This window comes from Cyanobium sp. BA5m-10 (assembly GCF_024346255.1).
Classification (GTDB): Bacteria; Cyanobacteriota; Cyanobacteriia; order PCC-6307; family Cyanobiaceae; genus Cyanobium_A; species Cyanobium_A usitatum.
Window position 1 is genome coordinate 41,078 of record NZ_JAGQCP010000015.1, and the last position, 13,056, is coordinate 54,133.

17 protein-coding genes, 1 other RNA gene and 1 pseudogene are annotated in these 13,056 nt (G+C 63.3%); 13 read left to right on the forward strand and 6 right to left on the reverse strand.

What is annotated here, in order from left to right; genetic code table 11:
• The first annotated feature begins 9 nt into the window (after positions 1–9).
• Both KBY85_RS07505 and ftsZ read left to right on the forward strand, forming a co-directional pair.
• Positions 10–828 (forward strand): FtsQ-type POTRA domain-containing protein, encoded by an 819-nt coding sequence (locus KBY85_RS07505; RefSeq protein WP_254960907.1) that lies wholly within the window; start codon positions 10–12, stop codon positions 826–828.
• 119 nt (positions 829–947) lie between these two features.
• Complete coding sequence (gene ftsZ, locus KBY85_RS07510) at positions 948–2,087, forward strand: cell division protein FtsZ (RefSeq protein WP_254960908.1); 1,140 nt, start codon at positions 948–950, stop codon at positions 2,085–2,087.
• 18 nt (positions 2,088–2,105) lie between these two features.
• Here the strand turns inward: ftsZ and ffs are convergent.
• Positions 2,106–2,202: signal recognition particle sRNA small type (ffs, locus tag KBY85_RS07515), an RNA gene on the reverse strand.
• Positions 2,203–2,247: 45 nt separating this feature from the next.
• On the opposite strand from ffs, the gene panB reads away from it, so the two are divergent.
• Entirely contained in the window at positions 2,248–3,087 is an 840-nt protein-coding gene (gene panB / locus KBY85_RS07520; protein ID WP_254960922.1) for a 3-methyl-2-oxobutanoate hydroxymethyltransferase, read from the forward strand.
• Here panB and hemW read toward each other — a convergent pair.
• A pseudogene (hemW, locus tag KBY85_RS07525) lies at positions 3,038–4,240 on the reverse strand (radical SAM family heme chaperone HemW); the annotation flags it as partial. The gene panB and the pseudogene hemW overlap by 50 nt on opposite strands.
• Positions 4,241–4,393: 153 nt before the next feature.
• Here hemW and KBY85_RS07530 point away from each other — a divergent pair.
• The 4 genes from KBY85_RS07530 to KBY85_RS07545 all read left to right on the forward strand — a co-directional run bounded on the left by KBY85_RS07530 (position 4,394) and on the right by KBY85_RS07545 (position 7,323).
• On the forward strand, positions 4,394–5,548 hold the full coding sequence (locus KBY85_RS07530; protein ID WP_254960909.1) for a PIN/TRAM domain-containing protein: 1,155 nt from the start codon (positions 4,394–4,396) through the stop codon (positions 5,546–5,548).
• 30 nt (positions 5,549–5,578) lie between these two features.
• Entirely contained in the window at positions 5,579–6,265 is a 687-nt protein-coding gene (locus KBY85_RS07535) for an ATP-dependent Clp protease proteolytic subunit (RefSeq protein WP_254960910.1), read from the forward strand.
• A gap of 64 nt (positions 6,266–6,329) precedes the next feature.
• The gene (locus tag KBY85_RS07540) at positions 6,330–6,932 is read left to right on the forward strand and encodes an ATP-dependent Clp protease proteolytic subunit (RefSeq protein ID WP_106501400.1); all 603 of its coding nucleotides are present in this window, start codon (positions 6,330–6,332) and stop codon (positions 6,930–6,932) included.
• A gap of 4 nt (positions 6,933–6,936) precedes the next feature.
• On the forward strand, positions 6,937–7,323 hold the full coding sequence (locus KBY85_RS07545; RefSeq protein WP_254960911.1) for a nuclear transport factor 2 family protein: 387 nt from the start codon (positions 6,937–6,939) through the stop codon (positions 7,321–7,323).
• Positions 7,324–7,372: 49 nt separating this feature from the next.
• On the opposite strand, the gene KBY85_RS07550 is transcribed toward KBY85_RS07545, so the two are convergent.
• Positions 7,373–7,888: an ester cyclase gene (locus KBY85_RS07550; RefSeq protein WP_254960912.1), complete on the reverse strand. Its 516-nt coding sequence runs from the start codon at positions 7,886–7,888 to the stop codon at positions 7,373–7,375.
• Positions 7,889–7,918: 30 nt separating this feature from the next.
• Between KBY85_RS07550 and ilvC the strand changes: the two genes are divergently transcribed.
• The 4 genes from ilvC (at position 7,919) to KBY85_RS07570 (ending at position 11,388) form a co-directional block, all read left to right on the forward strand.
• Positions 7,919–9,001, forward strand: a complete 1,083-nt coding sequence (gene ilvC, locus KBY85_RS07555; RefSeq protein WP_254960913.1) for a ketol-acid reductoisomerase — start codon at positions 7,919–7,921, stop codon at positions 8,999–9,001.
• Between the two features lie 161 nt (positions 9,002–9,162).
• Positions 9,163–10,095 (forward strand): hypothetical protein, encoded by a 933-nt coding sequence (locus tag KBY85_RS07560; RefSeq protein WP_254960914.1) that lies wholly within the window; start codon positions 9,163–9,165, stop codon positions 10,093–10,095.
• 2 nt (positions 10,096–10,097) lie between these two features.
• A complete protein-coding gene (gene cbiB / locus KBY85_RS07565; protein WP_396121827.1) occupies positions 10,098–11,096 on the forward strand; it encodes an adenosylcobinamide-phosphate synthase CbiB in 999 nt (332 codons plus the stop codon).
• 49 nt (positions 11,097–11,145) lie between these two features.
• Positions 11,146–11,388, forward strand: a complete 243-nt coding sequence (locus KBY85_RS07570; RefSeq protein ID WP_254935882.1) for a hypothetical protein — start codon at positions 11,146–11,148, stop codon at positions 11,386–11,388.
• Here KBY85_RS07570 and KBY85_RS07575 read toward each other — a convergent pair.
• Both KBY85_RS07575 and KBY85_RS07580 read right to left on the reverse strand, forming a co-directional pair.
• The gene (locus KBY85_RS07575) at positions 11,359–11,685 is read right to left on the reverse strand and encodes a YciI family protein (RefSeq protein WP_254960915.1); all 327 of its coding nucleotides are present in this window, start codon (positions 11,683–11,685) and stop codon (positions 11,359–11,361) included. The two genes, KBY85_RS07570 and KBY85_RS07575, sit on opposite strands and share 30 nt — an antisense overlap.
• Positions 11,686–11,688: 3 nt before the next feature.
• On the reverse strand, positions 11,689–11,835 hold the full coding sequence (locus tag KBY85_RS07580; RefSeq protein WP_254960916.1) for a DUF2256 domain-containing protein: 147 nt from the start codon (positions 11,833–11,835) through the stop codon (positions 11,689–11,691).
• Positions 11,836–11,957: 122 nt separating this feature from the next.
• Between KBY85_RS07580 and KBY85_RS07585 the strand changes: the two genes are divergently transcribed.
• Positions 11,958–12,257: a hypothetical protein gene (locus tag KBY85_RS07585; RefSeq protein WP_254960917.1), complete on the forward strand. Its 300-nt coding sequence runs from the start codon at positions 11,958–11,960 to the stop codon at positions 12,255–12,257.
• 329 nt (positions 12,258–12,586) lie between these two features.
• On the forward strand, positions 12,587–12,742 hold the full coding sequence (locus tag KBY85_RS07590; RefSeq protein ID WP_254960918.1) for a hypothetical protein: 156 nt from the start codon (positions 12,587–12,589) through the stop codon (positions 12,740–12,742).
• An 82-nt stretch (positions 12,743–12,824) separates the two neighbouring features.
• On the opposite strand, the gene KBY85_RS07595 is transcribed toward KBY85_RS07590, so the two are convergent.
• Positions 12,825–13,056, reverse strand: a 232-nt coding sequence (locus tag KBY85_RS07595; RefSeq protein ID WP_254960919.1) for a hypothetical protein, incomplete at its 5' end; no start/stop codon positions are given.

Below are 13,056 nucleotides of genomic sequence, written 5' to 3' on the forward strand. Positions count from 1 at the left end.
CCTGTTGCGGTGAGTGCCACCCCTCTCCAACCTGGATCGGAGCGGCGGCGCCAACTGCGCCAGCAGCGGCGCCGAGAGCGCCTGCGCAATCTTTGGCGTTTCCTTGTGCTGCTAGCCCTCGCCGGCGGCCTGGGCTACGGCCTGCTGCGTCAGGGCTGGGTACTAAGCGGCCCCGACCAGGTGGAGGTGGTGGGCAGCCAGCAAGTGGGAGCCGACCAGGTGGTGCAAGCCGTCCGCCTGACTTTTCCCCAACCCCTGCTGGGCCTGCACCCCAAACGCATCGCCGATGTGCTGGCCGGTGCCCTGCCGGTGGAACAGGTGCGGGTGAGTCGGCTGATGGCACCGCCGCGGCTGCGGGTTGAACTGGTCGACCGCCAGGCGGTAGCCAGGGCCCAGCGACGCACCGCCAAGGGAAGCGAGCAGGGCTATGTCGATCGACTCGGCCACTGGATGAGCATTGGCCAGGGCCAGGGGGCCGCAGCCAAAGCCAGTGCCGGCTTACTGGTGCTGGGTTGGCAGGCCCGCTACCGCCCGGCCCTCGCCCTGGTGCTCGAACAACGGGGGCGGCTTGGTGGCGATATCAGCCAGATCCGCTTTGAACCAGACAGCAGCCTGTGGCTGCAGAGCAAGCGGCTCGGCAAGGTGAGCCTCGGGCCGGCTGATGCCCAATTGGGGCGGCGCCTTGAAGTGCTCCGTCACCTGCAACAGGAACTGCCGACAAAGGTGAAGGGCCGCCAGCTGCAATCCATCGATCTCAGCGATCCAGAACAACCCGAGCTGGGCCTACCCGCCACCCGTAGACAGGCTGCGGCCAGCAGGGAGCCGTAAGGAATCCAGCAGAGACATGCCAGGAAACCCGCAAAGGTGAGACACTCTCCTGATCCAGGCAAGGAAACGCCGACATAATGCAGTCGCCGATTGTTCGCACCGCCACCCCTGATGCCGCTATGACCCAAAGCTCTTCCCAGTCAAACGGTGTACAAGCCTCAAACGATCCGTCCTTTGGCGGCGTTTCAGGGGAGATTGTGCCGAGCCAGTCGGCACGCATCGAAGTGATCGGGGTCGGCGGTGGCGGCAGCAATGCGGTGAACCGGATGATTGCCTCCGACCTCCAGGGTGTGGGCTACCGGGTGCTGAACACCGACGCCCAGGCGCTGCTGCAGTCGGCATCGCAGAAGCGCATCCAGCTCGGACAAAAACTGACTCGCGGCCTAGGTGCCGGCGGTAATCCGGTAATCGGCCAAAAGGCTGCGGAAGAGTCCCGGGCCGAACTGCAGGAATCACTGCAGGGTGCCGACCTTGTTTTCATCGCCGCTGGCATGGGTGGCGGCACCGGCACCGGCGCAGCACCAATTCTTGCCGAGGTCGCCAAAGAAGTTGGCGCCCTCACCGTAGGCATCGTCACCAAGCCCTTCGGTTTTGAAGGTCGCAAGCGGCTGCGTCAGGCCGAAGAGGGCATTGCCCGGCTGGCCGAGAGCGTGGACACCTTGATCGTGATCCCCAACGATCGCCTGCGCGATGCCATTGCCGGCGCCCCCCTGCAAGAGGCCTTCCGCGCCGCCGATGACGTGTTGCGGATGGGCGTTAAGGGCATCAGCGACATCATCACCCGGCCTGGCTTGGTGAACGTCGACTTCGCCGATGTGCGCTCGGTGATGGCTGGCGCCGGCACCGCCCTGCTTGGCATCGGGGTGGGCTCCGGCCGCTCCCGCGCTCTTGAGGCTGCTCAGGCGGCGATGAGCAGCCCCCTGCTGGAATCGGCCCGCATCGACGGTGCCAAGGGTTGTGTGATCAATATCAGCGGCGGCAAAGACATGACCCTCGAGGACATGACCACCGCCTCTGAAGTGATCTACGAGGTTGTCGATCCTGACGCCAACATCATTGTGGGTGCCGTGGTGGATGAACGCCTCGAGGGCGAAATCCACGTGACCGTGATCGCCACCGGCTTCGAGAGCGGCGCCCCTTACCGCACCGAGCGCACCGTGGTCAGTTTTGCCGGAACTCCCCTGTTCAACAGCACCCAGGAGGAACGGGGCGCCAAAATCCCGCCATTCCTGCTCAACCGCCAGAGCCAGGAAAGCTAGTCAGCGGTTTTTGATTGGGGTGACCCGGATTCCACGCCTGCCCTGAGCATCCCGTGTGGCTGCTCCCTTCCGGTCCTGACCAGATTTGGGCGTCAGAGCCGCATGGGTCCGAGTCGATTAGATGTTAGCAATGGCATCACTCGCACCGAAGCCCGTGCCCCTGCGCCCCGCTGATCTGGCGAGCCGCAAGCAGGCGGGCCTGCCGATCACGATGCTTACGGCCTGGGATGCCCTCTCTGGCGCTCTGGTGGCCGAGGCGGGCGCTGATGCGGTGCTGGTGGGGGATTCCCTGGCGATGACCGTGCTGGGCCACGCCACCACGCTGCCGGTGACCCTCGAGGAGATGCTGCACCACACCCGGGCCACGGCCCGCGGCCTAGCCAGCAGCTGCGGCCCTGGGCAGATGCCCCTGCTTATTTGCGATCTGCCCTTCCTCAGCTATCAGTGCAACCCAGATGACGCAGTAGCTGCCGCCGGCCGGGTGCTCAAGGAGACCCCCGCCGCAGCTGTGAAACTTGAAGGCGCCGAGCCTGAGACCCTGACCTTGATCGACCGGTTGGTGCGCAGCGGCATACCGGTGATGGGCCACATCGGCCTGATCCCCCAGTCGGTGCATCGGCTGGGCTACCGCCGCCAGGGCAACGATGAGGTCAGCCGCGAGCGGCTGCGGCGCCAAGGCCTGGCCCTGCAGGCAGCGGGTTGCTTCGCCCTAGTGCTTGAACACGTGCCCGCCGATTTGGGCGCCTTGCTGCAAAAGGAATTGGAACTACCGGTGATAGGCATCGGCGCCGGCGAGGGCTGTGATGGCCAGGTTCGGGTCACGGCAGACCTGCTGGGGCTCACCAGCCGCCAGCCCCCCTTCAGCCCGCCGCTGTTGCAGGGTCGTGCCCTGGGGGTGGCAGCGCTGCAGGGCTGGATCGCCAGCCAGCGTCACCCTGCCCAGGCAACTGCTCCTGCTCCTGCCACCAAGCCAGTAGCTCCCGCAGCACCCCATTGCTAAGGGCCAGGCCAGCTGGATCGCTGAGTCGCCACCGGGGCCCCTCAATCCGCAGCAGCCCCTCACCGATCCAGGACTCCAAGTGGCTGTGCAAGGCGACAAGCGCCGCTGGCCCCAGCCCAGCCTGGGCCAGCAGCGCGGGCATGGACACCCCCTCGCGGCGGCGCAACCCCACCAGCAAGCGCTCATCTAGCGGCATTCCTGGGCAAGCCTCACCAGCGCTAGCGGGCGGCGAGCCCGGCTGGGCCAACCAGTCGGCGTAGGCCTCGCGGGTGCGCGGCCGGGCCAGGCGCTCACCCCAGGGCGCCGCGGTGGCTCCCATCCCAAAGCCCCACCAGCCGGCGCCGCTCCAGTAGACGCGGTTGTGGCGGGAGGCGTGGCCGGGGAGGGCGTAGTTGGAGATCTCGTAGTGGCCGTAGCCAGCGGCGCTGAGCTCGGCCCAGGTGAGCTCCATCAAGTCGGCGCCTAGGTCGGCATCGGGGAGCTGCAGCTGGCCGCGATCGTGGCGCTGGGCAAACACGGTGCCGGGCTCCAGGGTGAGGTCGTAGACGGAAAGGTGGGGCGGTGCCAGGGCAATGGCTTGCCGCAGTTGGCGGCGCCAGTGGCCTAGGTCCTGACCCGGCAGACCCTGGATCAGATCCAGGCTCCAGCTGCTGAGGGCCCCGCCGCCCAGGGCTTGGGCCAGCCAGCCGGCGGCCTCCAGCAGGTCCGCGCCGCGGTGGCGGCGACCCAGCCCGGCGAGCACGGCATCGTCAAAGCTCTGGCCGCCCAAGCTCACCCGGTTTACCCCGGCCTGCAGATAGCCAGCCAGGCGATCCTGGTCAAAACTGGCTGGATCAAGCTCCAGGCTGATCTCAGCTCCAGGAGCCAGGCCAAACCGGCAGCTCAGTGCCGCCAGCAGGGACTCCAGCTGGGGGGGCGTCAGCAGTGAGGGCGTACCGCCACCGAAATACACCGTGGCAAGCGGGGGGCCGGGGGGCGAGGCGGCAATCTCCTGCAGCAGCAGGCTGAGGTAGGCCGCAATCGAGGCCGACCCCGGCGCCGGCGCTTCGCCGCCGGCAAGGTCGCCCAGGGGCACCACCGGAAAGTCGCAATAAAAGCAACGCCGGTGACAAAAGGGGATGTGCAAATAGGCACTGCGCGGCGGCCAGAGCAGGGCGGCTGCCGGGCCTGGAGCTGGGGCTGGGACTGGAACTGGATGGGGAAATTGAGCAGTCACAACAACAGGTGCGGAAACCCCTTCAGGCCAAAGGCACCGAAATCAGGCATGCTGCACTCCAGATCAGTTGGGTAGCCACGCACGACGGGAATGGTGGACTCCCTCATCCTGATCCTGTTTGTGATCTCTGGCGCCGCCGCCGGCTGGCTGGGGGTAGACCTGCTGCCCGAGCAGCTGCTGCTGCAGGTGGACAAACCAGAAGAGCTGCGCACCGTGCTGGGCGGCTTCGGTGCCTTCTTTGGGGTGATCGCTGGAGTTTTCTTCCAGCAGCTGCGGCGCAAGCTGATGCAGCAGGTCCGCACCATGCCCACCGACTTGCTGATAAGCCGCGCCGTGGGACTGATCCTCGGCCTGCTGGTGGCCAACTTGCTGCTGGCGCCGATCCTGCTGCTGCCCCTGCCCTGGGAGGTGATCTTCATCAAACCGCTGGCGGCGGTGCTCAGCAACGTCTTCTTCGGCGTATCCGGCTACAACCTGGCTGAGGTGCATGGCCGCACCCTGCTGCGCCTGTTCAACCCCAGCAGCACAGAGGCGATGTTGGTGGCCGATGGGGTGCTGCAACCGGCCAGCGCGAAAATCCTTGACACCAGCGTGATCATTGATGGCCGCATCCGCGGCCTGCTCGCCTCAGGGCTGCTGGAGGGCCAGGTGATCGTGGCCCAGAGCGTGATCGATGAGCTGCAGGCCCTGGCAGACTCGGGCAACGCCGAGAAGCGCGGCCGGGGCCGCCGCGGCCTCAAGCTGCTGAGCGAGCTGCGCGAGCAGTACGGCCGGCGGCTGGTGGTCAACAGCACCCGCTACGAAGGCAACGGCGTCGACGACAAGCTGCTGCTGCTCACCGCTGACACCGGCGGCACCTTGCTCACCGCCGACTACAACCTGGCCAAGGTGGCTGAGGTGAAGGATCTCAAGGTGCTCAACCTCAGCGAGCTGGTAATCGCCCTGCGGCCCGAGGTGCAGCCTGGCGACGAGCTGCAGCTCAAGATCGCCCGCGATGGCAAGGAGGCCGATCAGGGCGTGGGCTACCTCGACGACGGCACCATGGTGGTGGTGGAAGGCGCCCGGGGCCGCATTGGCGAGCGGCTGCCGGTGGTGGTCACCGGAGCCCTGCAAAACCCCACTGGCCGGATCGTTTTCGCCCGGGGCGACGGAGCCCCAGCCGAGGCCAATGGGGAGGCCACCGCCAAGCGCAAACCACGGCAAGAGCGCAGCAAGGCCAATCCGCAGGCGGACGGCCCCCGCTAGGCTCCGCAAACCTGCTTCCATCAACCGCGGATGTCGGTTTCAGCCCCCTACTACGGCGATTCCGCGGCCATGCGCACGCCGCCGCCCGATCTGCCCAGCCTGCTGCTGAAGGAGCGCATCGTTTATCTGGGCTTGCCCCTGTTTAGCGACGACGAAGCCAAGCGCCAGATGGGCATTGACGTCACCGAGTTGATCATCGCTCAGCTGCTCTACCTGGAGTTTGACAATCCGGAGAAACCTATTTTCTTCTACATCAACTCCACCGGCACTAGCTGGTACACCGGCGACGCCGTTGGCTTTGAAACCGAAGCCTTCGCCATCGCCGACACGCTCCGCTACGTGAAGCCGCCGGTGCACACCATCTGCATCGGCCAAGCAATGGGCACCGCAGCCATGATCCTCAGCGCCGGCACCAAGGGCCATCGGGCCGCCCTACCCCACGCCTCGATCGTGCTGCACCAGCCCCGCAGCGGCGCCCGCGGCCAGGCCACCGACATCCAGATCCGGGCCCAGGAAGTGCTGCACAACAAGCGCACCCTGCTGGAGATGCTTTCTCTCAACACCGGCAAGTCGGTGGAGCAGCTGTCGCGCGATTCCGACCGCATGACTTACTTCACCGCTGAGGAAGCCAAGGAGTACGGACTGATCGATCGGGTACTCACGAGCCTGAAAGACCTTCCAACCGCTCCGCCGGCCACGGCAGCCGGCCTGGGCTGAGCCACCGTCAGGCAGCCAGCCCCCCCAGGCACCCCGCGTTCCACCGACCACCCCAACCAAACCCATGCCCATCGGCACCCCCAGCGTTCCCTACCGCCTCCCCGGCAGCCAGTACGAGCGCTGGGTTGACATCTACACGCGGCTGGGCGTGGAGCGAATTCTCTTCCTGGGTTCGGAGGTCACCGACGCAGTGGCCAACGCGCTGGTAGCCCAGATGCTCTATCTGGATTCGGAAGACAATTCCAAGCCGATCTACCTGTACATCAACTCGCCCGGCGGCTCGGTGACCGCGGGCCTGGCGATATACGACACCATGCAGTACGTCAAGAGCGACGTGGTGACGATCTGCGTGGGTCTGGCCGCCTCGATGGGCGCCTTCCTACTGGGCGCTGGCACCAAGGGCAAGCGGCTGGCCCTGCCCCACAGCCGGATCATGATTCACCAGCCCTTAGGCGGCACCAGCCAGCGCCAAGCCAGTGACATCGAGATTGAGGCGAAGGAGATCCTGCGCATCAAGGACATGCTCAACCACTCGATGGCCGACATGACTGGCCAACCCTTCGAGAAGATCGAGAAGGACACCGACCGCGATTACTTTCTCAGCGCCGCCGAAGCCAAGGAGTACGGCCTGATCGATCGGGTGATCGCCCACCCCAGCGAGGCTTGAGCCGATGGCCACCACCCTCCCCGAGGCTGCCGATCTGTTCTACGCAGCTGGCAACCAGCTGCTTGCAGGGGATTGCGCCCCATTTGCGGAGATCTGGTCTGAGGGCGATGACATCAGCCACCTCGGCCCCACCGGCAATCTCTGCATAGGCCAAAAGGCGGTGTTTGAACAATTCACCAAGGAGTCAGCAATGGGCTTCGAAGGCACCTTGGTGGCTGACGACCGTCGCTTTGTTGAAAGCTCTGATATGGGCTACCTGGTGTGCATGGAGCGCACCAGCGGCATGACCCAGGCCGGTGCGGAGGTTCGGACTGACATCCGCGCCACCACGGTCTTCCGCAAGGAGGCTGGCAACTGGCGTGTGGTGCACCATCACACCGATACCTTTTAATGCCCAAGCCTTCTAAGGCCCAGGCCTTCTAAAGACCAAATTCGTAAATTCAGCCCTTGCCGGTTGCGGCCAGCAGGCGTGAGGCGGTATCTAGCCCGATCGGCAGCCCGGATGGATCCAGCAACCCAAGCTGGACAAGTAGTCCGGCCTGATCCCAGTAGATGTGCTCGTAGGCCACCTTGCCTTCGCGCACGCCCACGATCACAACAAGGGCCATCTCCACGCGCCGGCCGGTGGGAGCCACCCCGGGCAGCAGATGGCCGATGGCTTTTGTGTGGGTGAAGCGAATCACCAGCTCATCCACCAGGCGCTCGCCATCCACGGTGCGTGAAATCTGGATGAACTCAACATCGGGGGGAAAGAACTGGCCGATCAGCTGGGTGGCGTAGAACTCACGCACCCCTTCGGCGCCCTGCCCCCCGGTGCCAGAGGCCAGATTGATCAGATGGGGGTTCGCCACCATCGTGGCCATGGTGGCGTCGAGATCGCCGTTGAGCTCGGCCTGCATGTGGGCCTCGAAGAGAGCGTTGGCCGTTGTCGAAGTGGTGGCTTGGTCGACAACCATGGCGCTTGGGGCAAGGTCCAAATGTTAGGGATGGCCTTGGGCCCTGTCAGTTGGAAGGGGCGCTCCGCAGGCGCCTGCGTAAGCTCAGCTTCTGCCCTGTCCAGAACCGACGCCTCGATGGCCAAGCTCTATTACGACACCGACGCCGACCTCTCCCTGCTTGCTGGCAAGACGGTGGCCATCATTGGCTACGGCAGCCAGGGCCATGCCCACGCGCTGAACCTCAAGGACAGCGGCGTCAACGTGGTCGTTGGGCTCTACGAAGGCAGCCGCTCGGCAGAAAAAGCCAAGGCCGATGGCCTGGAAGTACTAAGCGTGGCCGACGCCTGCGCCAAGGCCGACTGGATCATGGTGCTGCTGCCCGATGAATTCCAGAAGGCTGTTTACGACAAGGAAATTGCACCGCACCTCAGCGCCGGCAAGGTGCTGAGCTTCGCCCACGGCTTCAACATCCGCTTCGAGCTGATCAAGCCGCCCGCAGATGTGGACGTGGTGATGATTGCCCCCAAGGGCCCCGGCCACACCGTGCGCTGGGAATACCAGAACGGCATGGGCGTGCCGGCTCTATTCGCCATCGAGCAGGACGCCAGCGGCCACGCCCGTGAGCTGGCCATGGCCTACGCCAAGGGCATCGGCGGTACCAGAGCCGGCATCCTCGAAACCAACTTCAAAGAAGAGACCGAAACCGACCTCTTCGGTGAGCAGGCCGTGCTGTGCGGCGGCCTCTCCGAGCTGGTCAAGGCCGGCTTCGAAACCCTGGTAGAGGCTGGCTATCAGCCCGAGCTGGCCTACTTCGAGTGCCTGCACGAGGTGAAGCTGATCGTCGATCTGATGGTTAAGGGCGGCCTGACGGCCATGCGCGATTCGATCTCCAATACCGCCGAGTACGGCGACTACGTGAGCGGCCCGCGCCTGGTCACCGCCGACACCAAAGCGGAGATGAAGCGCATCCTCACCGACATCCAAGATGGCACCTTCGCCCGCAATTTCGTGGCCGAGTGTGACGCCGGCAAGCCGGAGATGACCAAAATCCGCGAGCGCGATGCGGCCCATCCGATTGAGCAGGTGGGCAAGGGCCTGCGCTCAATGTTCAGCTGGCTGAAAGCCTCCTGAAGCCGGCGGGGTGAGGGGCCGCTGCCATGGGTCTACGGCTGCATTTCCAGGCCCCAGTCCTGCTCTGGGGAAGTTCCAGAGCAGGTAACAGTCTCACCCAGGCTTCTGCCGCTTGGTTGGTCACCGGCCTAAGCAAATCCCCTCTGGTCATCAGCCTTCTGATGGCCTTGGCCACTCTGCCGGCCTTGCTGCCCTTGCAACGCCGGAGCGGTGGCTATGCAGCACAGCTGGTCGGGGTGGTGGGGCTGATTGGCATCACTGTTGGGGAATCCAGCCTTCAGATCCCAGACGCCTGGCTCGTGGCGCCAGCGCTTCTGGCCGTTCTGCTCTTTGCATTTGGCCGGGAGATCAGCCAGCTGCCGCTGCAACGCCAGTTGCTCGGGAAAACCGGGGCCACGGTCGAGCGGTTGCGGATTGGCAGTGAGATCGGTGCCATGGCAGGCAATCTGCTGGAGGCGTTTATCTTTCCAGCGCTAGCGCAATTCGCCAGCGCCCTCGTGCTGCTCTTGCCCCTCGGCCTCAGCAGTCTGCAGAGCGACCAGCCTCTCGACACCACAACAGAGGCAAACTCGAATCAAACTCCGGAGCTCGTGCCGTTCAGCCGGCGCTGTCTCCTACAAGGCGTTCTCTTCGGCAGCCTCTTTGCCGTGTTACCCCTCTGGCTAAGAGAAGTCTATGGCGCGAGTTACTTCGATTTCGGCCTGCTGCTGGCTTGCTACTGCTTGGGACGCAGCCTGAACAGTTTTATACCCATCAGAGGGAGTGTTCTGATCTACGCGGCGATGGCGGCACTTCTGGTGCTGGCTGAGGCACTCGGCGATTCAAGAGTGGTGGCGGTGTTCTTGCCTCTTGGTGCCCTCGCTGCCGCCAGCGATGCCGCGCTGGTGGCTTCAATGCAACCGTTGGCGGATGCAGCCCTGCGCTGGGAAATGTTGTTGCGCTCCGGGGGGGTCGGCGGGCTCATTGGCAGCCTTGGCATGGGGTTACTCAGCCAGATCTTTGGAATCAATGCTGTGATGCCACTTCAAGTGGGACTCTTTCTCGCCCTGGCCTGGCCCCTGGGACGCTGCGCTTCGAGGCAACCGTCCCCATGAACATGGCCATGGCCCCTCTGGTGCTGGTGGCCTTGGCCTGCGGTTTGGATCGCCTGGTGGGGGACCCTCGGGGCTGTATCCACCCGGTGGTAGTGATGGGCTGGCTGATCAGCAGACTGCGCGGCTGGGCGGAACGCTGGGCCGCAAACCAGCCAAGGCGGCTGCGGCTGGCGGGCGTTGCAATCACAGCCCTGCTGGTGGGCGGGAGCGGCCTGGCGGGCTGGGGCACGGAACGGCTGGCCTGGAGCGGCCCCCTTGGCGCGGTTCTATTGGTCGTAGCCCTAGCCAGCGCCCTGGCCGGCCGCAGCTTGGAGCAGGCGGTGGGCGCCGTGCTGGCCTCCGTTGCCGCCTGCGATCTGCCCCTGGCACGGCAGCGGCTCAGCTGGATAGTGGGCCGCGACACGGCCGATCTCGACGCCCCGGAAATTCTGCGGGCCCTGGCCGAAACGGCCAGCGAGAACGGCGTGGACGGTCTGTTTGCGCCACTGTTTTGGATACTGCTGGGGGCTGGGCTGTGGAGCCTCAACCCCGAATGGCCCGGCCCCCTGGCCCTGGCCTGGGGCTTCAAAGCAGCGAGCACCCTGGATTCAATGCTGGGCTACCGCCACGGGCGCCTGCGCTGGCTGGGCACGGCGGGAGCCCGCCTCGATGACCTACTGGTTTGGCTGCCCTGCCGGCTGGTGGCGGTGAGCCTGCCGCTGGCGGCTGGCCAGCCAGGCCGCAGCCTTGAGGTACTGGCAGCGGCCCGGCGCGATGGCGCCGCCGACCCCTCACCCAATGCGGGGCTATCCCAAGCCGCCTATGCCCACGTCGCCGGGGTGCAGCTGGGAGGCAGCAATAGCTATGGCGGCCAAATGCATCGCAAGCCCCTGCTTGCCGCTGGGCTGCCAGCGCCGGATCAGGCGGCGGTACTGCAAATGCTGCAACTGAATCGGCGGCTTGAGCTGATATGGCTCACCGCAGCCGCTGCAGTGGCGTTCATCACGAAAACTCTCAGCTGATTGCCCCTGCCCCAGCCCCTGCCGAAGCTGCACACAGATCACTGGGACCATGGCGATTCGCGAGCTGCTCGAAGATGCCCTCAAGGAGCCGAACATCGGCCTAACCCCTTGCTTTCGCTGGCACGCCACACCTGTAGGGATTGCAGCCCTGTGGCAGGCCGGGGCAGCGCCCACGGCTCCTCCCTACGAAGATGCCCTCAAGGAAGGTCTGCAGGTAGGGCTGGATCTGAGTCGCGAAGAGCGGGAGTTTCACCAGCTCAATTCAGGTTTGGTGTTGCTGTTTCACAGCTAGGCCTGCTGGGGGAAACACCAGCGCCCATTGATGCAGCGTCCAACTGACGCAGCCCTGGACGATCAGCGGATCTGTTCGAACAAGGGCCTCGGCTTCTTCCCAACTGGCTGCCGTAAAGAGCAACATGCCGCCAGCCCCATCGCCACTGCGGCCGACCCGATCGGCCCAATAACCACTGCGGGGCTCATGGCCCTTGCGTTCTAGTTCTGCCAGCCAGGCCAGATGGGCTGGAATCACGGCGTCGAATTGGGGCTTAGAAACCAGACCCAGCTCCAACTTAACAAAGGTGGGGCGCATCTTTTAAACCTCTTTGGCGGTGCGTTGCCGGCGGCACCTTTCTGAGCAGTAGCGCACCTCTTCCCAAACCTCCCTCCACTTGCGCCGCCACTGAAAGGGCCGCTCACAAACGGGGCAGATTTTGGTGGGACGGTTCTCGTGGTGGGGCATCTCCAGGGGCTCGACCCAGATCAGGGATGGGAAATTTAGGCAACCGAAACCAAATCCAGATCAGGGAAACGACAAAAAGCGACCAAACCGTAGTAGGATTGTGAAGAATTCATAAGACGGTCATGTTGTTAAGTATTTTTGGTTTCTTATTTGCGGCCCTTTCATTTGTTCAAGTCCCCCAATGGGACAACGACTGGACCAAATGCTCGGTGGCAGTTCCAGACACCGCTTGCCATTGGTATGTGGTCAACCCTGACAACACATTTGGCAAAGGATTCAGCTGGATCACCGCTCCTGAATACGACGTAACCGCATTAAGGGACATCGGCATCCAACATGAGGTAACCATTGCCAAGGGCTTCCAAACGACTGTAGAACTTATGAATGCATCGACCAAAGTCAAGTACGGCGACAACTACTAAAGTCAATCATATAAGCTTATTCAGACCACACAACCCCTTCAATTCATGGCACGAAGCATCACGCCAACGGATTATATCTTGCAAAAGATAAAAATCAGCCCTCTTATCCCGGTCTGTTAACGTTAAGAAAAAGCAGAAAAAAATATTAGGCGCAGGATCCGGAGCATTCAAATCTCCCAAAAGCACTGCAGCGCAGCAGAATCCAGCCCACTACTTAATTTCTTAAGACCATGGGATGTGCTGAAATCCCATTTTGACGGCTTATGGGGTTATGATTTGCAGACATTAAATCAGTCGTCCTTGCATCAGGGTGGCCTCAACACCCTGCCATGGACTCTTCAATTCTGTTTGCCTTGAACTGGAATTCGCTCGGCGAGCTAGCAACCGAAGATCTTGAGTATGTGCTCAACTCAATGGCCCTTGCCATGGATTCAGGCAAAGAAGAGTTCTGTTCGCTTTACAGCAAAGTGTACGTCCGCGCTTGACTCGGAAAATCAATTCCGATTAGCTATTGGCCCCTGAACAAGTGTGGGTGGGCAACATGCAACGTCTAAAATTACAAGGATATTACTTTTGACGCCTTAAACAATTGGCAAGGTTCTCCTTGGCGATTGCCAGTGCCTCCTTACAGGTATCCTTATCGTCCTTATCAATATCGCCCTGCTCGCCACAAAGACGTTGTTCTAGAAAATCAATTTCCTCCTGCCAGTGCTCGGCGCCCATATCAAAGACAGGCAGCTCCACATCATTGGCATCGTCGTCGACCAAAGAGAAATCGTCGTCCCTCATCTTAAGTAGT